The following is a 19,168-nucleotide window of genomic DNA, read 5'->3' on the forward strand; positions in this document are numbered from 1 at the left end:
AGCTTCTCCACGAACTCGCTGGGTTCTCTCTCAAATCTAGCCATTGTCGTTTCCTCCTCCCTTAGAACTGCAGGCCGCCCTCACGGGCGCCTTCGGCCAGAGCCTTGACACGGCCATGGTACACATAGCCGCCGCGGTCGAACACCACGTTCTCAATGCCCTTCGCCTTGGCACGTTCGGCCACGTTGACGCCCACCTGCTTGGCGGCGTCGGTCTTGGTGCCCTCACAGGAGAAATCCTTCTCCAGGGAAGAAGCGGAGACCAGGGTCTTGCCGTTCACATCGTCGATGATCTGGGCGTAGATGTTGGTCTCACTGCGGAAGACGTTCAGGCGGGGACGCTCGGGCGTGCCGGAAATCTTCGCACGCACACGCTTGTGGCGCTTGATGCGCTGGGAACGAGTATCAGGTCTGTTGATCATAGTGGCACACCTCCTTACTTCTTGGCGCCGGTCTTACCAGCCTTGCGGCGGATGACCTCGTCGGTGTATTTGATGCCCTTGCCCTTATAAGGCTCGGGGGGACGTTTCTCTCTCACTTCGGCGGCAAACTGGCCCACCTGCTGCTTGTCGCAGCCGCTGATGATGATCTTGTTGGGGGTGGGGGCCTCGATCTTGATGCCCTCGACTTCCTCCACGATCACCTGATGGGAGAAGCCCAGGTTCATGACCAGCTTGCTGCCCTCCATGGCCACGCGGTAGCCCACGCCGTTCACGTCCAGCTCCTTCTTGAAGCCCTCGGTCACACCCACCACCATGTTGTGGAGCAGAGTGCGGGTCAGGCCGTGGAGCGCGCGGTTCTCCTTGGCGTCGTTGGGACGGGTCACCTTCAGCTCGGCGCCCTCCTGGGCGATGGTCATGTTGGGGTGGAACTGACGGGTCAGGGTGCCCTTGGGGCCCTTGACGGTCACCACGTTGTTCTCTTCGATTTTGATCTCCACGCCGGCAGGGATGGCGATAGGAGCTCTTCCGATTCTCGACATTCCTATACCCTCCTTACCAAATGAATGCCAGGACTTCGCCGCCGACATGGGCCTCGCGGGCCTTCTTGTCGGTCATGACGCCCTTGGACGTGGACACGATGGCAGTACCCAGGCCGCGCAGGACGCGGGGCAGCTCATCGGCACCGGCATAGACGCGCAGACCGGGCTTGGACACCCGGCGCAGGCCGCTGAGGACCTTCTCCTTGCCGGCATTGTACTTCAGGGTGATGCGGATCACGCCCTGCGTGCCGTCGTCGATCAGCTGGAAGTTCTTGATATAGCCCTCTTCCAGCAGGATCTGCGCGATGGCCTTTTTCATGTTGGACGCGGGGACATCCACGGTGTCATGCTTGGCGTTGTTCGCGTTGCGGATCCGGGTCAGCATATCCGCAATGGGATCGGTGATGTGCATGAGTCTTACCTCCTATTCAGATTACCGGCAAGCCGGTACAGACGGCAAGGTATCGGGAATTAGGCTCGTCCCCGACCTGTTGACCGCCTCTGCGCCCTTTGGGCGCATCTATCAAAACCGCCCGCAGGCGGAGTTGACCACCACTGGCGGGGGGCCCCCGCGCGCCCCCCCCCCCCCCCCCCCCCCCCCCCCGGGGGGGGGCGTGCGGTCATTTATCAGGCCCCGCCCGGGCGGCCCTGACCGCAACCCAATGTAAGTGGCTGAGGTTGGGAGAGGAGGAACAAGGGATCATGAGGTGTCGTCTTTTTTGCTGCAGAAATAAAAAGACGCGGCCGCAAAGGGGACTTTGCGCCCACATAGACGGCAGCTGCGAAAAATGTGCAGTAGCTGTAAGTCTGCACCAAAAACAAAATCACAACCCAGCATAAGCGGTTGTGATTTGGAGCGAGGAGCAGCAGGATGAGTGCGCGATGAGTGGCGCGTAAATTCCCGACCGCAGGCCGGGAATTGTGCAGGAGCGGCTTTGCCGCCCCCAAGCATTCAAAGGCCGAAGGGGGGAAGCCGCACTCTGGGCGGCGGGCCCCAAAAAGAAGGGCATGACCATAGGTCATGCCCTTCTTTTTGGCGGAGGTGAAGAGATTCGAACTCTTGCGCCGGCGAAGCCGACCTACCGGATTTCGAATCATGCTACTAACCCGTAACATGACGGAAAGTCGGAGAAGAAAAATGTACCTGATGGAACCTGAAACGCACCTTAAAAATGGGAGGCTGTTTTCTTCATTGTGCTTTTTCTCCCGTAATTTGGTCAACAGGAAATGGATAGAACAACAGGATATAACAGCCCCAAATTTTTGATTTGAATGCACCTGTAAACCCGCACGATTACTGAATTTCCGGCTATAAGTCCTACCATCTCTGTAACATGATTTCAGTCATATCTTAAATCGAAAATTTGACGGAAATTAAGTGAAGATGATAGTACATAAAGGAAGTAGAAAAACTGAATTAACCGGAGTTCTTGACTTGCTTTTTTACCTTTATTTGACCCCGCTAGTTCTTTCTGTATTCTTCCCAATTTTACCTCAGAAGCGCCCGGAAGATAGAACAAGGATAGAATAATACCCGACTTTGGACAAGAGGATTCAAATGTTTTTATGACAAAAACGCAATCACTCTATACTACTTATGGAAGTATTGTATTTGTCATATACAATGTCAAACCAGAAATCATCAACAACAGCATAGCTCACCTGCCAATGACAGACCAACAAGAAAGTGAGTGTTGCATATGGATTTGATGAGATACTATTCCGATATTATAGAGAAATACCCCACCTATGTTACTCAAACCGAGCTGTGCGAAATTTGCAAAATTTGTGCAAAGACCGCCTACAATTTGGAACAAAGAGGAGAAATCTCCTACACAGTTGAGCAAAACCGCCTAATTCGTACCCATAAGATCAAACTGACAGATATTCTCGAATATCTTTACAAAAAGGAGTGCAGACAGGAACTTGATAGTCCATACATTTGTGCTATGAAAGAGTTTTACGAGAGGCGCCTAATTCCCTATCCAGACCTTCTTTCTGTGAAAGATGTTCAAAAAGTTACGGGCTTTTCTTCATCTGCTGTGGTGGGATGGATCAGCCGAAATATCTTAAAGGCGTTCCAACCTGGCAAAGGATATGTTATTCCGAAAGACTTTTTTGTAGAATTTTTGATAAGCCCGTATTATCGTCGCATAAAAAATAAAACCCCCATTCAGCGGGAATCGTTAGCTACCTTTGAAAATCTGTGGCTGGTAAGAGGGGGTGAGCAAAATGCCGGGAGCTTCTAAATATAGCTACTTACTAAAGCAATATCCAGAAACCGTACAAAAAGAACAATTTCGTATAATGTGTCACATAAGTAAAAGAACTGCCCGATATTTATTACAAGCCGGTTTGGTTCCCTGTGTGCAAAGCGGGAAAAAGACCCGAAATTATACGATCAAGGTAAAAGATATTGTTCGTTATCTGAACCAGAGGGAAATTTATCCAGAAAAATACAAGTTGCCTCCCGGTTCGTATAAGAGTACATACGCCATCAAACCGACCCTTCCCGAATCTGTGACGGAATCAGAGCTGAGAGAATATTATACGGATCGGTTTAAGGATATTCCAGATGATATAGTCACCACAAAGCAGGCGGCTCGAATGGCAGGTGTCACAGCATCCACAATCACAAAATGGGTGCGATCAAAAAAACTAAAAGCCCTCCTTCATGGTACAGCTTTTATCATCCCTAAAGTTTGCCTTTTGGACTTCATGACCAGTAGTGAGTATCGGAAAAGGCAGTTAAAATCAGAAAAACAAAATGAGATTATAGGAGGTTTTCTGGCATGGAAACAGGGAAAATCATTGTAATGGCAAACCAGAAAGGGGGCGTGGCAAAGACCAGCAGCACCCGGAATCTGGCCTACTCCCTGGCGGAGCTGGGTAAAAAGGTATTGGCGGTGGACTTCGACCCCCAAACCAACCTGACGATCAGTTTTGGCGTGGCGCCAGCCGCTTTGCAGGAAACGACGGCCAGCCTGATGATGAAGTTAGTCATGGATGAAGCCATGCCAGAAAAAGGAAGCTACATCCTGAACATAGGCAAGGTAGATCTGCTCCCATCCAAAAAGACGCTGACCGTGGCAGAAGTGAATCTACTGATTGAACGAAAGGACGAGTGCCTTGCCAAACTGCTGGCACCCCTCCGGGCAGATTATGACTACATTCTGGTGGACACCGGCCCGTCCCTTGGCTCTCTCACCATCAACGCCTTTACTGCGGCGGATGAGATCATCATCCCCATCGACCCGGAGCTGTTCGCTCTGGTGGGCTTGAAGGAACTGACGGAAACGATCTCTAAAATCAAGCAAAAACTGAACCCCAAGGTGGAGATCATCGGCATCCTGTTCACGAAATGCAGTAAGCGGACAACCCTATACCGCCAGACCAGCGAACAGGTGCGTTCCGTATTCAGCCACCTCCCCATTTTTGAGAGCCAGATTCCGGCTACCGTTCAGGTGGGGACCGCCAACAGCAAGGGACTCAGCGTGATGGAGCTGGACGCCAAAAGCCCCGCAGCCGCAGCCTATATGAATCTGGCAAAGGAGGTGCTTGCGTATGCCTAAAATCAATCCCCGTATCAGTTCTCTGGATGACCTTCTGGGTGTTGCGCGGGAGGTAGAGAACACGGCGGCAGCGGAGGACAAGCCTGCCCAGCCTGGAAATAACGAAATTCAAATGCTTTCGCCGGAGATCATCCGTGGTTTCCGGGGGCATCCTTTCCGGCTGTATGAGGGCGAACGGCTCAATGACCTGGTGGAGAGCATTTCAGAGAATGGTGTTTTGGTTCCTGCCATTGTCCGAAAGATCGAACCGGACGAGAATGGGTTTGAATACGAAATGCTGGCCGGTCATAACCGGCAGAACGCCGCTATTGCTGCGAAGCGCCCACTTCCCTGTATCATAAAAGAAAATCTTTCCGACCATGACGCATGGATTTATGTCATTGAAACCAATGTCCTGCAACGCTCTTTCTCCGAAATGTTGCCCTCTGAAAAGGCGGCTGTACTGGCGCTGCGTTACTCCAAGATGATTTGTCAGGGGCGCAGGAATGATATTATCGAGGAACTGAAAAAGCTGGAAAACCCTGATGAAATCAGGGAAAACAAGACTTGTGGCATTGACTGCCACAAGTCCAAAAGCAGGGATGTTGTGGGGGCTGAGTACAACCTGAAAGGCCGTGCCGTGGCGAATTATCTCCGCATCAATGAATTGTCTGTTGCTTTGAAAATCAGGATCGACGATGGAGAATTTACGATTGCAGCAGCAGTCCAGCTCTCCTATCTGGCCCAAGAGGAACAGCAGATGGTGGAGGCGGTTTTGTCGGAAAGCGAGTATAAGGTCAACGAGGGCAAAGCTGTCCTGCTGCGGGAATACACCGGCAAGCTGACCCCGGAACGGGCGGAACAAATCCTCTCCGGTGAGTTCAGCCGGAAACCAAAAAAATCCACGGCTGCGGCGTTCAAAGTCAAACCGGCGATTTACAAGAAATACTTTACCGCCAGCATCACTCAGAAGGAATTTGACAGCATTGTAGACGAGGCCCTTGCCCTCTACTTTGCCCAGAAAGAGGCCGCGGCCGTCTAAACTGGAAATCCATCACAGGAAGGAGGAGCCTATTGAGAAACGATGAACGCCTGCGGACGATCTATGAGGTCATGGCCCCCTACATCGTCCGCAGCGAGCGGAACTGGCGGGATTACCTGGCCTTTGCGTCCCGGTTCCACAAGCAGAGCTTTGATAATATCCTGCTGGTCTACGCGCAGGATGAGGATGTGACCATCCTTGCCAGCAAGAAACAGTGGGCCAGCGTGGGCAGGAACCTAATTTCCCGTCCCAAAGGGATTGCTGTCTGCGTTTACAGCAACGCCCGTCTTACGCTTGACTATCTCTTTGATATAAGTCAAACTGTGGGCAGGGAGATTCACCCTACCAACTGGCGGCTTTCCGATGAGATGCAAAAGGCGTTGGGGGAACGGCTTACCTTCTCGCATGGGTTTCAGGCGCAGCCATTCCCGGATCTCTTGTATGCCCTGGCGCGTGAGTCCGTCAATGACAACTACGAGCATTATTTGCAGGGACTTCGGCAGGAAACCAAAAACCATCTGTTTGAGGAAATACCGGCAGGCGGCTTTGAAGCGCAGTATATCCAGCTCTTGACGGACAGTGTTTCCTATTTCATCGGAAAGAAATGCCACTTGCCAGATGATGCGATCCGCACGAGCGATGGAATGGCGACGGTCAATCATTTCAACACGGTTCCGCTGGTTGCCCATCTGGGCATGGCGGTCACCTCCATTTCAAAAGCGGTGCTTCTGGAGATGGAGCGCAACATCAGGATCATCAATCGGGAAAGGAAGGTGCAATATGAGCAAGCCGAACATCAATCTGAACTACAAAGAACAGGGCGGGATGCTTCTCCCCGACCTGCAAATCTCCAACAGCAGCGAGGCGGACAGGCCCCTGGGCCGGTACGGGCGGATGGCGCTGGAATATCTCAAGGACAACCAGCCGGAGCGATATACGATTTTGAAAATGGATGGCAGTCTGATGGAAGTCATGCACCGGGTACAGGACGAGGCCATGGAGAAGATCGAGGCTCTGACCCAACAGATGCTTCAGCAGGAGCCGATGCCGCAGACCGAGGATATTCTGGAGCGGACTCGCCACCTGAACGACCTGAAGCTGATGGCGGAGGAAACGGTACTCCAGACCATCGTGCTGATCCCCCGCTGACCGAAGAACAACCGCATATCGAGGCGCCGCAAGGCGCGGAGCATGAAGGAGAGCCGCCCGCACAGGACGGCTCTTTTTCTGCTCCCACGAAGGTTGAACATCACTTTTCCGATGAAGAAGTCCGCCGCCACTATGAGCATATCCTGACCAGCACCGACCTCTATCCCCCTGAACTCCATCAGGCGGTGCGGGCGGTGTTGGCGGACGGCGTTGCAGACTACAACTGGACAGAAAAAGGCCGGGAGATCTGCGGTCTGTTCACGGCCTATGGCGACCGGGAGTTTCAGGGCGAGGTACTGTACCGCACAAAGCTCCGTGGAGAGGACGGCATTTCCTTTTATTTTGATGATGGCTACACCTACTTTCCCTGGCCCAGCCTTGCCAATCTGCTGGATGCCTTGATCGAAACGGGTGTTTACCCGGATGTAGCCGCAGAGGAAGAACCGGACCCCATCGGGGACTACAATATCCCGGATGAAATAGAAGAAATGGGCGGTGTCCCCCAGAGGGAGATCGGTCAGGCCGACTATGACTATGTTCTGGGTGCTGTGGCTTATGAAGCAGGTGAAACGGCGGAAGAACCTGTCCGCCCGCAAGCGGTATTTACTGAAATCAAGGGAATCCCAAAGGCAGATGAAATAGACTCCTTTGTGCCGGAGCCGGTTGCTGGCGGGCAACAGGTCATCGTGGCGGGAGATCAAGACAATCTGATTCCACCAGCGGAAGAATCTCCATCCCCGCATGAGTCCAGAGGGAATACCACCGCCCATAAAAACTTCCGGCGTTTTCAAAAGCTGTTCCCGGAGATCGTGTCCGGCCAGTATGAATCTCTGCGTTTGGAGGCTGGGGACGCCTATGACCCCCTGGTGATCCACCACAAATACGGCGCTCACTACTGCATGGAACATTACTATATGCAGAATGGCGACCGGATGTATGACCCCTATATGGACTTCCTGATTGACCGGGAGGCCGGGACCCTACGGGCCTTCAGCTATGAAAACAGCGGAATTGGCGTATATCAAGAGGCAGACCCGGCAGACCCGACGCAGGAAAAGCGGATCGCCGGGTTCGGCCAGTTCTTTGCCACCTGGCTGAATAACATCGCCAGTCAGGGCTATGAGCCGGTACGCGCCACCATGCTGGTCAACGATGAGGAAGTAGATGTGGAGCTGCGGCCAGCCCCCGAAGCAGCACCAGCCGCAGAAGCCGAGGAACCGGAGCAGCTTTCCCTGCTGGCCTCGCCTCCTGAAAGAAGCCCGGAAGATCTGCTGATTGAGCGCGCTATGCTACGTGGGCCTCTGAATACACAGAAAAAAGAGCGTATCTACGAATTTGCCCTGACCCATCCCACAGGCTCGGCTTTTGCCTCTTTCCTGAAAGAGATGTACGGCTATGAGGGGTTTCCCGATGAGGCGGCGGGGCTTGACTATGTGTATTCCGGTACGGACAGCATTGAGCTGCACTGGACCGATGAACATGGGGAAAAGAGGGAAACCAAACTGTCCTGGCCGCAGGTTGCCGGTATCGTCCAACGCCTGGTGGATGAGGGGCGCTATCTGGAGGCACCCGCCGTCAGTCAGCCGGTGCAGCAGGATGAAGCGCAGCCTTTCAGCGGCCAATACCGCCTGTTAGACCGTCTGCGTACAGACTGCGAGTATTTTCTGGGCGCGGGACAGCGGGCGGAAAAGCATTTGTGGGCGGGCAGCGTGGATGCACAGATCGTCAAAATGCGAGAGCTGTATGCCCAACTGCCGGAAAAACCCGAATGGCTTTCCACAGAAAAAATCGACGAATATGCCCGCCGTATGTCAGCCCTGGAGCCTGTCGCGGAACCCAGCGCAGAACCGCCGGAGGAAACCCGGATACTGGATGAGGCGCTGGACTCCCACAACGGCCAGATTGATATGCTCATGCAGGCCGTCCGTGGGGAACTGACGGTAGGCACCATCCGATACAGCATTTTCGAGGAACGGCCCCATATCAATATGATTGAGGTGCTGGAGGATTACCGCCGTCAGGGGATCGCCACCCAGATGCTCCGCTATCTGCAAGGGCAGTATCCCAATGAAGAAATTGAATGGGGCTATTTGACAGAGGACGGTTCTGCCCTCTACCGGGCGGTGGTGGACGAACAGCCCAACCCGGAATATCAAAAGGTCAAGACCGATCTGGAGGACATTACCCGTCTGTACGACGGCTATGTGCAGCGGATGGATAACGGCGGCATCCTGTCCCCAGCGGAAGCCGCTGATATGGATGATTTAGAGGACATTCAATACCGGCTGGAAAAGGAACTGGATGAGCTTCGACCTGCACGGGCCTTTATCCGCATGGAGGATGAGCCACCCGCACAGTCGGAGGAAAAGGCGGCCTCTGAACCGCCTGCCAATCCCCGGCCGGAACCATCCGTCCCCCGCAATTTCCGCTTTTCCGCAGACTATGACCTCTACCCCGGCGGCGCCAAGACCAAATATAAAAACAACATTTTGGCGATTAAGACCTTGAAGCAGATTGAGGCGGAGCAGAGGACGGCCACCTCGGAGGAACAGATCACCCTTGCCCGATATGTGGGCTGGGGCGGCCTTGCCAACGCTTTTTCCGATAAAGCGGCCGGGTGGGAAAGCGAATATCAGGAGTTAAAGGCCCTGTTGACCGATGAAGAATATAAGGCGGCCATGCGCTCCACCATCACCGCCTACTACACCGAGCCGGAGCTGATCCGCTATATGTACCGCGCTTTGGAACGGTTCGGGTTTGAGGGCGGCCCTGACCGCAGGATTCTTGACCCCGGCATGGGGACCGGCAATTTCTATTCTGTGCTGCCGGAGCAGTATCAGGGAACCAAGCTGTACGGTGTGGAACTGGATTCCATCACCGGGCGGATCGCAAAGCAGCTCTATCCAGAGGCGGATATTTCCGTTATGGGCTATGAGGCGGTCAAGTTTGAGGACAACAGCTTTGATGTGATCCTGGGAAACATCCCCTTCAACAGCGTCAAAATCTATGACCGCCGCTACAATGAACTGAACCCCTATATCCACGACTACTTTTTCATTAAGTCCCTGGACCTTGCCAAGCCGGGCGGCATCATCGCCTTTATCACCAGCAAGGGTATCCTGGACCGGAAGGACGAGAGCCTGCGGGAATATATCGCACGGCGGGCAGAGTTCATCGGCGCCGTCCGCCTGCCCAATACGGCGTTCAAAATGTTGGCAGGAACCGAAGTGACCGCCGATATTGTCTTTTTGAAAAAGCGGGCTGTCCCCATGACGCTTGACCGGACAAACACCCCATCATGGGTGCAGACAGACCTGGAAAGGGGCAAATGGATTTCCTACAACCGCTATTTCATGGACCACCCGGAAATGCTCATGGGCAAGATGGAGAGCAGCCGGAATATGTATGGTAACGAGGATGGCACGGCCTGTATCGCGCCGGAGGGTTTCGACCTGTATGAACACCTCTCCGACGCGGTGGAAAGCCTGTACGCCCGTTTCAGCGCGGAGCCGGATGTGGAACCGATAGAAGAAGCGGAGGAAGAACAGCCGACCGATTATGAGGACGCCCCCGAAGGGACCCGGAACTTCACCTTTGTGGTGAAGGACGGCGAAATCTACTACTGCGAGAAGAACAAGCTGATCCCACAGCCCTACACCGGCATGAAGGCAGCCCGCATCAAGGGCCTGTGTGAAATCCGTACCGCGCTGCTGGAGGTTATCAGTATCCAGTCCCGTGAGTATGATCCCTTGGACCTCCGTAAAGCGCAGGATAAACTCAATCAGGTCTATGACCGTTTCACCGCCAAGTATGGAGCCATCAACAGCAAGGGAAATATCCTCGCCTTTTCGGACGACGATCAATTCCCTCTGCTCCGCTCCATTGAGGACGAGCGCAAGGATAAAAGCGGCTGGGACAAGTCGGCCATCTTCCATAAGGCGACCATCCGGCCATTCCGGGAGGTCAATCACGCCGATACCGCCGAGGACGCCCTGCATATCTGCCTGAACCGTAAGCTGCGGGTAGACCTCTCCTATATGTCATTCCTGACCGGGAAAGGACCGCACGAGCTGGTGACAGAGCTGGGCGACCGCATCTATCTCAATCCGCAGAAATACTATGGAAACCCGGATGAGGGCTGGGAGCTGGCGGAGGAATATCTGAGCGGCCATGTGCGGGACAAGCTGCTCTACGCAAGGCAGAAGGCGGCGGAGGAACCGGAACTGTTTACCCGGAATGTGGAGGCGTTGGAGGCGGTCCAGCCGGAACCTCTGACCCCTGCCGATATTGAAGTGAATCTGGGCGCCATCTGGGTGCCGGTTGAGTATTACCGTCAATTCATGTATGAAACCTTCCAGACCAGCGGCTATTCCAAAGTAATCGACGGTGGGGACAACCGATACCGCATTGATATTGAGTATTTCCCCTATACCACCACTTGGCGAATCAGCAATAAAAACTCCGAATCCGATTCCGTGACGGTCAATCAGACGCTCGGCACAAGCCGTAAAAATGCTTATGAGATACTGGAGGACTGCCTGAATATGCAGTCCACAACCGTCCGGGATCGGCAGGAATATACCAATGACAGAGGCGATAAGGCGGTTCGGTATGTCATCAACCCGAAGGAAACCATGATCGCCCGCGCCAAACAGCAGCAGATTCAGGAATCCTTTGCATCCTGGATATGGAGGGAACCGGAACGCCGGGACGCCCTGCTTAAACTGTATAACGATACCTTTAACACTGTCCGGCCCCGTGAATACGATGGGAGCCATCTGGTGATCCCCGGCATGAACTCCGAGATGAAGCTGCGGAAACACCAGCTTGACTTTGTTGCCCGTGTCATTTATACCGGCACAGGGCTTGCGGCCCATGAGGTGGGCGCTGGAAAAACCGCCGCCCTGATCGCAGCCGGGATGTACCTGAAGAACCTGGGCGCGATCCACAAAGCGGTGTTTGTGGTTCCCAATCCCCTTGTGGGACAGTGGGCGACCGAGTTTTACCGCTTCTTCCCCAACGCCAATCTGCTGGTGTCCACGGTGGAGGACTTCACCCCCAAGAACCGGAACCGCTATGTTTCCAAAATCGCCACCGGAGAATATGACGCGGTGATTTTGGCGCACAGTCAGTTTGAGAAAATCCCTATTTCAAGAGAACGGCAGATCATGCAGTTGGAACAGCAAATCAATGAGATCGAGGCCGCAATCAGCGAAATGAAGCATGAGAAGGGTGAAAACTGGAGCGTAAAGCAGATGGCGATTTTCCGTGAGAATCTGGAAACCAAACTGGAAAAGCTGTCTGCCGAGGAAAAGAAAGACGATCTTCTGACCTTTGAACAGCTCGGCGTGGATATGATGTTTGTGGATGAAGCTCATTTTTTCAAAAACTGCTTTGTATTTACAAAACTGCGGAATGTGGCGGGCATCACCACCTCCTCCAGCCAGCGGGCCTTTGATATGCTGCTGAAATGCCAGTATTTGCAGGAAGTAAACAATGGACGGGGTGTGATATTCGCCACTGGAACTCCTATCAGCAACTCTCTTTCGGAGATGTTCGTTATGCAGCGATATTTGCAGCCGCAGGAATTGGAACGGTTCGGCTGGTCCTATTTTGATACTTGGGCCGCTCATTTTGGAAAACGGACCTCCGCTTTGGAGATCAAGCCAGAGGGCGGCGGCTACCGAATGCGGGATCGTTTTGCAAAGTTCTATAATATGCCGGAACTGATGGCTGTTTTCCGTGAGGTTGCCGACATCAAGACTTCTGATATGCTGGATATTCCGGGTTTACCTTCTGTTCACGGTGGCAAGGCAGAAATTATCACCACAGAAACGACTCCTGCACAAAAAGCGATCATGGCGGAGTTTATCCTGCGGGCAGACGCAATCCGCGCTGGCCGCGTAAAGCCGGAAGAAGATAATATGCTGAAGCTGACCAGCGAGGCTCGTATGATGGCGATTGATCCCCGTCTGGTAGACCCCAATGCGGAAAATGACCCCGAAAGTAAATTGAATGTCTGTATCAATGAGGTCTATTCACTTTGGGTGGATACCAAGGAGCAGAAATCAGTCCAGCTTATCTTTTGCGATGTAGGAACTCCCAAACCCGGAAGATTTAATGTGTATGACGAAATAAAACGAGTTCTGGTGGAGAAAGGGGTCCCGGAATCAGAGATTGCCTTTGCCCATGACGCCGCTACTGAAGCTCAAAGGCAATCATTGTTTGAACTCACCCGTAAAGGTGATATTCGCATTTTGGTAGGCAGTACTGGTAAACTTGGAACTGGTGTAAATGTCCAAGACAAAGTAATTGCTATCAATCACTTAGACTGTCCATGGAAGCCTTCTGATATTACCCAGCGGAATGGGCGCGGGGTCCGGCAGGGCAACGAAAACCCAGAGGTTATTGTCAAACAATTTGTAACGAAAGGTACATTTGACGCCTATCTCTGGCAGATACAGGAACAGAAACTGCGCTATATCACACAGATTATGACAGGCAGGAGCCTCGCCCGGTCCTGTGAGGATGTGGATGAAACCGTGCTTTCCGCCGCGCAGTTTAAGGCGGCCGCTACGGATAACCCCATGCTGGCGCAGAAGATGGAGCTGGAAAACCGGGTGACGGAGCTGAAAATCCTGCGAGGTGCGTGGAGCAACGAGCAGCTTTCTTTGGAACGGAAGGTGAACACGACCTATCCCAGCCGCATCCAGCAGTACCAGCGCCAAATCGAGCAGATTAGTCAGGATGCGGCCCTGCTGGAACAGTCCAGAGGTGGGAACTTCTCCATCGTGCTGGATGGGAAACGCTATACAGAACGCCCCGAAGCAGGCGAGGCCCTGGCGTTGCTATACCGTAGGATAAGCGAGGGGCGAAAAAAAGATGACTACGATTTTGAGATCGGCACCTACCGTGGATTTCGGCTCTATCTTAGCTTTGATCCATTCTCAGCGGGGCTTGTTTTACGGGGAAGCTCCCGGTACAACACAGACATTGGTTCTTCTGGTCAGGGAGCAATCACCCGCATTGAGAACCTTGCCGAGCGTATTCCCTCTTATCTGACATACGCACAGCGGGATTTGGAAGAAGTGCAAAAGCAGTTGGAGGCTGCCCGTCAGCAGATGGGCCAGCCTTTTATTTATGAGGAAGAACTGTCCGAAAAAGTTGCTACCCTGACGGAGATCAATACAAAGCTGGAGTTCGAGTCTTTGCAGGGACAGGAAAGCGAGGTGGTTTTAGATGAGGATGGAGAACGATCTGATTGCAAGAAAGCTCAATCTGCTGACTGTGTTCTTCCCGGCGCTGGCGCCGAGTTATAAGGAAATTATTTTGAACTCATTTGACCAGTATTCGCTGTTGAAAGCGTATGTGCGTCGGATTATGGACAACTACCCTGGCATACAGGCAGAAGATCACGAGAAACTGGAAAAGGCCCTTACACAATCTCTGCGGGATTCGGAAGTGGACTGTATCCATAAATACCTGTCTGCCAAATTCAGCGATGAAGCCATTGAAGCGCTGGTAAAGGAAATGGAGGGGCGGCATGATGAATGAAAAGCATTCCTCCGTCTGCTATATCTTCCGGGAAGGCGCCTTCTCTCCTGTACGGGAGGCCAAGCCGTTCCGCAACGATTTTTGCCTGGACCTGTTTCAGTACAAGGGCGCCGTCTATGAGGGCAGGACGGGTTTGCATCTCTGCCCCTTACAGGAGGCGGAATACCTGGACCTGTTCATCAAGTCGCATGGCGGGATCGAACAGGTTCAGCAAATAATCACCCGCAGTTTAGAGCGAACTGGCCTCTCTCCCCGCTACACCCGGCCGGTCGAAAAGAAAAAGGACATCTTCCCGCCAAAGGAAAAGGATGAAAACCGGGTGTTTGCTAAAGACCTGATGGGCAATAAGCATTACTATTACCGCTTCTACAATGAGAATGGTATTGAACTCTACACGATGGAAAAGAAACGGGAGTTTTTTCAGACGGTCTTTATCCCCTGCGAGGGGTTCATGGTAGGCATTGACCAGCGGCACCGGCTGGAGGAAATCTTGAAATGGCTGCCTACATTGGAGCATGGCATCCGGGGTGAGATTGAACGGGTTTTTAATGAGAGTATGGGCGATCCGAAGCGGTGGGCAGACCTGGGCTTTGCCAATCTGCTGGGCCGGTACTATGAGGCAAAACGGCACAATATTCCATTAGAAGCAGAGCGCAGGCAGCGGGAAGAACGATGGGCGGCAGAGCGTGAAGCAGAAAGGTGTCAGAGGGAACAGGAACAGCAGGCCCGCTATGATACCGCTATCCAGGAGGCTGAGAAGGATATTCTGGCGGGAAAGGAGGTGGTAAACCGGGAGGTCAACGGCAAGGCCCTGATTATGCAGCTTTTCCGGGAGCATGAGATTCCGGTTCCTCTGAAAACACAGGGCTGGATCATCAATGCGCTGCACAGCATCCGCTATTCCCCGGAGAGCGGACAATGGGACTACCGTTATTATAAAGGCAGCCGTGACAGCACGAAAATGTTTGAACTGCTCCCGAAGCTGTCAGCGGCAATTCAAACCAAGCAGCAGTTTGAGGAACGGGGCGAGGCCAGCCCGGAGGCTCCTGCCGCTGTGGATGAGGATGAGCAGGACATGGAACTGTAAACCTGTTTTTGGAAAGGAGTGCGTATGAAAAAAGTAATTGTTGGTATTTCCGCCGCTGCCGTCGTGGTTGGCGGCTTTTTCTATTTTGCCTGGTACCGGCATTACCGTGACGCGATCCGGTGATGTGGTCCCAGCGGGCAAGGAGGTGAGGCATTATGCCGCTTGCGGCAACAAGGGCGCCCTACACTCTGTTTATCGTAGACGATGATATGCCCCTGAACCCCCGTGAGGATTACGACTGCCTGGGGAAAATGGTCTGCTGGCATGGGCGCTACTCTCTGGGTGAAAAGCACGATTTCGAGGAACCCCGTGATTTCTTGAAGGATTTGCTGTTTTCTGAATATTCCAGCAGCCATAACCGGAGCAATCCGATCTTTGCGTTTCTCAAATCTGGTAAGGCCAAGGACGCCAAGCTGGAGTACAACCGCTCCACAAGGGAGTGGGAGCTGCTGGAGAACCAACGCTGGACTTCCGAGAGTGACTGGTATGTATCGTCCAGCTATGCCGCCTCGCTGAAAGATGATGTGCCGGATTGGTTTTTGGACGACTGCCTCTCCGCTCTCTCCACCGGCGAACTGTTTTCGCTGGTGGAGCAGATGGAGGGCATGGTGATCCTGCCCCTCTATCTCTACGACCATTCGGGCATCACCATGAACACCACCGGCTTTTCCTGCCCGTGGGATTCCGGTCAGGTAGGATGGATTTATGCGGATAAACGGAGGATTGAAGCGGAGTACGGCAAGGTAACGCCTGAAACTGTGGAGAAGGCCTGCCAAGTGCTGGAGGGCGAGGTAAAGTCCTACGACTACTTCCTGACCGGCCAGTGCTACGGGTTCCAGCTATTCCGGGAAGATGTGGAGGTAGATAGCTGCTGGGGCTTCCTGGGGGAAATCAGGGATGTGCAGGATGATGTAAAAGACTATCTGCCGGAGGACTGCGATCCGGCTATCGTGGAACTGCTCCAGTTCCGCTATGAGGAGCTGGAAATTGACGAATATCTGGAAGAATTGAGGGAAGAAACGGAGGGATTGGATTGTGAAGCTGGATAAAACACAGCCGTTGTATATCCTTTATGGGTGCAACATCGTCAAGGAGCGAAGTACCATGCGGCTGGTTGCCGCCACTACGGATGAGGAAATGCTGAAGGTCATTATTGGCTCCCAAATTCTCCTTGGTGTCATGGACTACCGTGGTTTCAGCAACATGAAAGGATTTCAGCAGTTCCGGGCTGCCTGCCGCAACGGGGACGAGCGATATGATGACCTGTCCTATGGATTTGTAGAGCAAACGGAAAATCTTCTGCTGCCCGACTGCGCCAAAGAACCGCTGTACGCAAGAGCCTACAAATATCTGAATATGCTCGACCGGGAGTTTGACGAAATCCGTAACGGAACTTTGGAAACCCTTCCGGGAGAGCGCAAGCACCAGATTTTAAGTAAGGCGCTGGAGTGGGCGGCCGCGCACTACGATGGCTGGGAGTTGTACCGCCACCTAAAAGATCATTTGGGCATGGAGGATCAGGAGATCTCCCGTGCTGGGTTTGAACTGGATGAGTTCTACGAGGATGAGGCGCCGGAGGACGAAGCGGACTATGAGCCGGAGGACGATTATGAGGAAGATTGTGATGAAGAACTATAACACACAGTCAGGAAGGCGGTGATTCTATGCGAAGAAGCGCCGCTGCGTATCAGAAATTCACCGAGGACGAGATACGGCAGGCAAACAGTGTGGACATTCTCTCTCTTGCCCGTGGATATGGCTATGAGCCGGAAAAGGCTGGCCGCAAGGCCGTCCACATGAAGCACAGCGGCGGTCTGTATATCTTCCCGGAGAACAACCGCTTTTTCCAGTGGACGGGGCCGGATGACGGCATCAAGGGCGGCGCCATTGATTTTGTCATGCGGGAGGAAAATCTGTCCTTCCCGGAAGCGGTGGGCAAGCTGATCGGCAAGGAATACGCGGCGGAAGCCCGGCAGGTGACGCCCTATGAGAAGAAAGAGCGCGGGCCGCTGGCGCTGCCTGAAAAGGCGGACAATATGAAGCGGGCCTATTGGTATCTGGTGTCCATCCGGGGGATCAGCCCCCAAATCGTCAGCCATTTTATGAACCGGAAAATGATCTATCAGGAGAAAAAGTACGGCAACTGCGTGTTTGTGGGTTATGACGCCGAGGGAACGCCCCGGTACTGCTCTATGCGGGCGGCCAGAGAAAACAGCTCATTCAAGATGGACGCGACCGGCTCTGATAAAAGCTACCCCTTTTTCCATGAGGGAACAAGCGACCTGTTGATCGTCACCGAAGCCCCGATTGACCTGATGAGCCATGCGTCCATCGCCGCTGACTTTTACGGGCGGGACTGGACGGAGGATCACCGTATCTCCACCGGCTGCCTCTGGAACGGGGCCATTGACCGCTATCTGGAGGGCCATCCGCAGATCAGGCGGCTGGTATTTGCGGTGGACAACGACTATCTGGCCCGTGACAAGGACGGGCGGTTTCGGAATTGGGGGCAGCTTACGGCGGCCAAGTGGGTTCGGGAATACACCGGACGGGGTTTTCAGTGTGCCGTCCATGTTCCCCATCTGAATGATTTTAACACCGACCTGGTGGAGCGGCGGAAAGGCCGCACCGTGGAGGCTTTAGACCGCCTGCGTATGGCGGAGCTGGAGGCGGAGTTTAACAGGGACGCTACTGAAGAACCTGAAAACGAAGATGAACAGGAAATGGAGGCTTGATTATGGCAAAGATACAGACCTTTGAATTGGACCGATGGAGTGAACCGGATGAGAACCACCGGGTCAAACACATCGGTATGGCTGACGCCAAGGAAACCTTTGATAAGCTGAAAACGCATTTGGAGGCTCATGGACTTCTCCCGGATGAATACTTTTCGTTCTCCGGCAAGTATGAGGGATTGACCGGCGAACTTCCTGAATTTGAAGAAGCCCTTTGCATCCCGAATTTCGGTTCCAGCGAGGGAATCTACCTGGATATTTCCCTGGCCTGCCGGGACAGCGATGGCAAACGGTATTTCCAATCTTTCGCCACCGGCAAGACGCTGGGCGAAACGGCAGATGATTATTTCCGAATGTTCCGTATCGCTGCCGAATGTTCCCTGATGCTGAATGGGCGAGGCTTTTCCTATGAAAGAAACAATGTGAACATCGTGCTGACCGAGAAAGAGGCCGCAGCCGTTGCAAATTCGGTGGAATTAGATCTGTGCGGCTATTTGGAGCCGGAGGCCGAGGCACTGTTGTCCTCCGCTCTGGAGAAGTTCGCTGGCGCCCCCTGCACGGCCATCCAGACCATCACCTGTCATGGACGCGACGATTACGCTGTCTGGAATGTGGAGATTCCGTCCGATATGTTCCGCTCCATTGTCCGTGAAGCGGCGGAAAAGGTGGGGACGCTGGAAGAACTGATGGACAGCATGGATGCTACAACCGGCTGTGAAATGCGGCTTTTGACGCAGATGAAGGACGGGCGCTTTGCGTTCTTCTCCATCCCGGAACGGATGAACGGTTTGCGGGATTATGAAACACAGGGCAGTTCCACCCGTGGGAGCAAGGAACAGATCATGGCGGATATCTTCACAGATTGGGAACCTGCTGAAGAACCGGAGGACGAGTTGGAACGCTGACCCTCTCACTTCTCTTTTCATCCGTACTGACCGCCCCACCGGGGCGCCCCGAAGCCGGGAAACCGCAGGCTGGGCCTGCGTTTCCCCGGTTAAGGCAGGAATAGCCGTCATACCTGACGGCGGGCCGACTGCTTGAAAGCCGTGCTTTCAACGGGTTTTTGAGA

The 19,168-nt window shown here is 53.5% G+C and carries 16 protein-coding genes; 12 read left to right on the plus strand and 4 right to left on the minus strand.

Going from position 1 to position 19,168, the window contains the following annotated elements; genetic code table 11:
* Positions 1-61 precede the first annotated feature (61 nt).
* From rplR to rpsH, 3 genes are read right to left on the minus strand one after another with little or no spacing between them, the layout of a single operon-like run.
* Entirely contained in the window at positions 62-421 is a 360-nt protein-coding gene (gene rplR, locus NE584_RS09920; RefSeq protein ID WP_050623213.1) for a 50S ribosomal protein L18, read from the minus strand.
* Between the two features lie 14 nt (positions 422-435).
* Positions 436-981 carry a 50S ribosomal protein L6 gene (gene rplF / locus NE584_RS09925; protein ID WP_050623212.1) on the minus strand — a complete coding sequence of 182 codons (546 nt, stop codon included), beginning with the start codon at positions 979-981 and terminating at the stop codon, positions 436-438.
* Between the two features lie 13 nt (positions 982-994).
* Entirely contained in the window at positions 995-1,393 is a 399-nt protein-coding gene (gene rpsH, locus NE584_RS09930; RefSeq protein WP_050623211.1) for a 30S ribosomal protein S8, read from the minus strand.
* Between the two features lie 1,288 nt (positions 1,394-2,681).
* On the opposite strand from rpsH, the gene NE584_RS09935 reads away from it, so the two are divergent.
* The 4 genes from NE584_RS09935 to NE584_RS09950 are packed head-to-tail and all read left to right on the plus strand — an operon-like array spanning position 2,682 to position 5,574.
* Positions 2,682-3,230 (plus strand): helix-turn-helix domain-containing protein, encoded by a 549-nt coding sequence (locus NE584_RS09935; protein WP_108980438.1) that lies wholly within the window; start codon positions 2,682-2,684, stop codon positions 3,228-3,230.
* Entirely contained in the window at positions 3,214-3,798 is a 585-nt protein-coding gene (locus NE584_RS09940) for a helix-turn-helix domain-containing protein (protein ID WP_108980439.1), read from the plus strand. The genes NE584_RS09935 and NE584_RS09940 overlap by 17 nt, the downstream gene beginning before the upstream one ends.
* Positions 3,774-4,553, plus strand: coding sequence for a ParA family protein (locus tag NE584_RS09945; protein ID WP_108980440.1), 780 nt, complete (start codon positions 3,774-3,776; stop codon positions 4,551-4,553). The genes NE584_RS09940 and NE584_RS09945 overlap by 25 nt, the downstream gene beginning before the upstream one ends.
* On the plus strand, positions 4,546-5,574 hold the full coding sequence (locus NE584_RS09950) for a ParB N-terminal domain-containing protein (protein WP_108980441.1): 1,029 nt from the start codon (positions 4,546-4,548) through the stop codon (positions 5,572-5,574). Before NE584_RS09945 ends, NE584_RS09950 begins: the two co-directional genes overlap by 8 nt.
* A gap of 236 nt (positions 5,575-5,810) precedes the next feature.
* On the opposite strand, the gene NE584_RS09955 is transcribed toward NE584_RS09950, so the two are convergent.
* Positions 5,811-6,263: a hypothetical protein gene (locus NE584_RS09955; RefSeq protein WP_170116179.1), complete on the minus strand. Its 453-nt coding sequence runs from the start codon at positions 6,261-6,263 to the stop codon at positions 5,811-5,813.
* Between the two features lie 91 nt (positions 6,264-6,354).
* Here NE584_RS09955 and NE584_RS09960 point away from each other — a divergent pair, with 91 nt between their 5' ends.
* From NE584_RS09960 to NE584_RS09995, 8 genes are all read left to right on the plus strand, one after another.
* The gene (locus NE584_RS09960) at positions 6,355-6,723 is read left to right on the plus strand and encodes a TnpV protein (RefSeq protein WP_108981558.1); all 369 of its coding nucleotides are present in this window, start codon (positions 6,355-6,357) and stop codon (positions 6,721-6,723) included.
* A 194-nt stretch (positions 6,724-6,917) separates the two neighbouring features.
* Positions 6,918-14,042 carry a GNAT family N-acetyltransferase gene (locus tag NE584_RS09965; RefSeq protein ID WP_256182713.1) on the plus strand — a complete coding sequence of 2,375 codons (7,125 nt, stop codon included), beginning with the start codon at positions 6,918-6,920 and terminating at the stop codon, positions 14,040-14,042.
* Positions 13,969-14,277: a hypothetical protein gene (locus tag NE584_RS09970; RefSeq protein ID WP_133248293.1), complete on the plus strand. Its 309-nt coding sequence runs from the start codon at positions 13,969-13,971 to the stop codon at positions 14,275-14,277. Before NE584_RS09965 ends, NE584_RS09970 begins: the two co-directional genes overlap by 74 nt.
* On the plus strand, positions 14,267-15,364 hold the full coding sequence (locus tag NE584_RS09975) for a hypothetical protein (protein ID WP_256182714.1): 1,098 nt from the start codon (positions 14,267-14,269) through the stop codon (positions 15,362-15,364). The genes NE584_RS09970 and NE584_RS09975 overlap by 11 nt, the downstream gene beginning before the upstream one ends.
* Positions 15,365-15,519: 155 nt before the next feature.
* Entirely contained in the window at positions 15,520-16,413 is an 894-nt protein-coding gene (locus NE584_RS09980) for a hypothetical protein (protein ID WP_108980444.1), read from the plus strand.
* Complete coding sequence (locus NE584_RS09985; RefSeq protein ID WP_256182715.1) at positions 16,400-17,002, plus strand: hypothetical protein; 603 nt, start codon at positions 16,400-16,402, stop codon at positions 17,000-17,002. The genes NE584_RS09980 and NE584_RS09985 overlap by 14 nt, the downstream gene beginning before the upstream one ends.
* A 26-nt stretch (positions 17,003-17,028) precedes the next feature.
* Positions 17,029-18,099, plus strand: coding sequence for a DUF3991 domain-containing protein (locus NE584_RS09990; RefSeq protein ID WP_108980446.1), 1,071 nt, complete (start codon positions 17,029-17,031; stop codon positions 18,097-18,099).
* Between the two features lie 2 nt (positions 18,100-18,101).
* Positions 18,102-19,004, plus strand: coding sequence for a hypothetical protein (locus NE584_RS09995; RefSeq protein WP_108980447.1), 903 nt, complete (start codon positions 18,102-18,104; stop codon positions 19,002-19,004).
* Positions 19,005-19,168 lie beyond the last annotated feature (164 nt).

The sequence above is a fragment of the Clostridium sp. DFI.5.61 genome (genome assembly GCF_024462915.1).
Taxonomy (GTDB): Bacteria; Bacillota; Clostridia; order Oscillospirales; family Oscillospiraceae; genus Lawsonibacter; species Lawsonibacter asaccharolyticus.

Coding starts and splice junctions, on each gene's coding strand:
- rpsH (WP_050623211.1), bottom strand. CDS start 1,393: ATGCACATCACCGATCCCATTGCGGATATGCTGACCCGGATCCGCAAC.
- NE584_RS09970 (WP_133248293.1), top strand. CDS start 13,969: ATGGAGAACGATCTGATTGCAAGAAAGCTCAATCTGCTGACTGTGTTC.
- NE584_RS09945 (WP_108980440.1), top strand. CDS start 3,774: ATGGAAACAGGGAAAATCATTGTAATGGCAAACCAGAAAGGGGGCGTG.
- NE584_RS09960 (WP_108981558.1), top strand. CDS start 6,355: ATGAGCAAGCCGAACATCAATCTGAACTACAAAGAACAGGGCGGGATG.
- NE584_RS09955 (WP_170116179.1), bottom strand. CDS start 6,263: ATGGGCAACCAGCGGAACCGTGTTGAAATGATTGACCGTCGCCATTCC.
- NE584_RS09995 (WP_108980447.1), top strand. CDS start 18,102: ATGGCAAAGATACAGACCTTTGAATTGGACCGATGGAGTGAACCGGAT.
- NE584_RS09990 (WP_108980446.1), top strand. CDS start 17,029: ATGCGAAGAAGCGCCGCTGCGTATCAGAAATTCACCGAGGACGAGATA.
- NE584_RS09975 (WP_256182714.1), top strand. CDS start 14,267: ATGATGAATGAAAAGCATTCCTCCGTCTGCTATATCTTCCGGGAAGGC.
- rplF (WP_050623212.1), bottom strand. CDS start 981: ATGTCGAGAATCGGAAGAGCTCCTATCGCCATCCCTGCCGGCGTGGAG.
- NE584_RS09950 (WP_108980441.1), top strand. CDS start 4,546: ATGCCTAAAATCAATCCCCGTATCAGTTCTCTGGATGACCTTCTGGGT.
- NE584_RS09980 (WP_108980444.1), top strand. CDS start 15,520: ATGCCGCTTGCGGCAACAAGGGCGCCCTACACTCTGTTTATCGTAGAC.
- NE584_RS09935 (WP_108980438.1), top strand. CDS start 2,682: ATGGATTTGATGAGATACTATTCCGATATTATAGAGAAATACCCCACC.
- NE584_RS09940 (WP_108980439.1), top strand. CDS start 3,214: ATGCCGGGAGCTTCTAAATATAGCTACTTACTAAAGCAATATCCAGAA.
- rplR (WP_050623213.1), bottom strand. CDS start 421: ATGATCAACAGACCTGATACTCGTTCCCAGCGCATCAAGCGCCACAAG.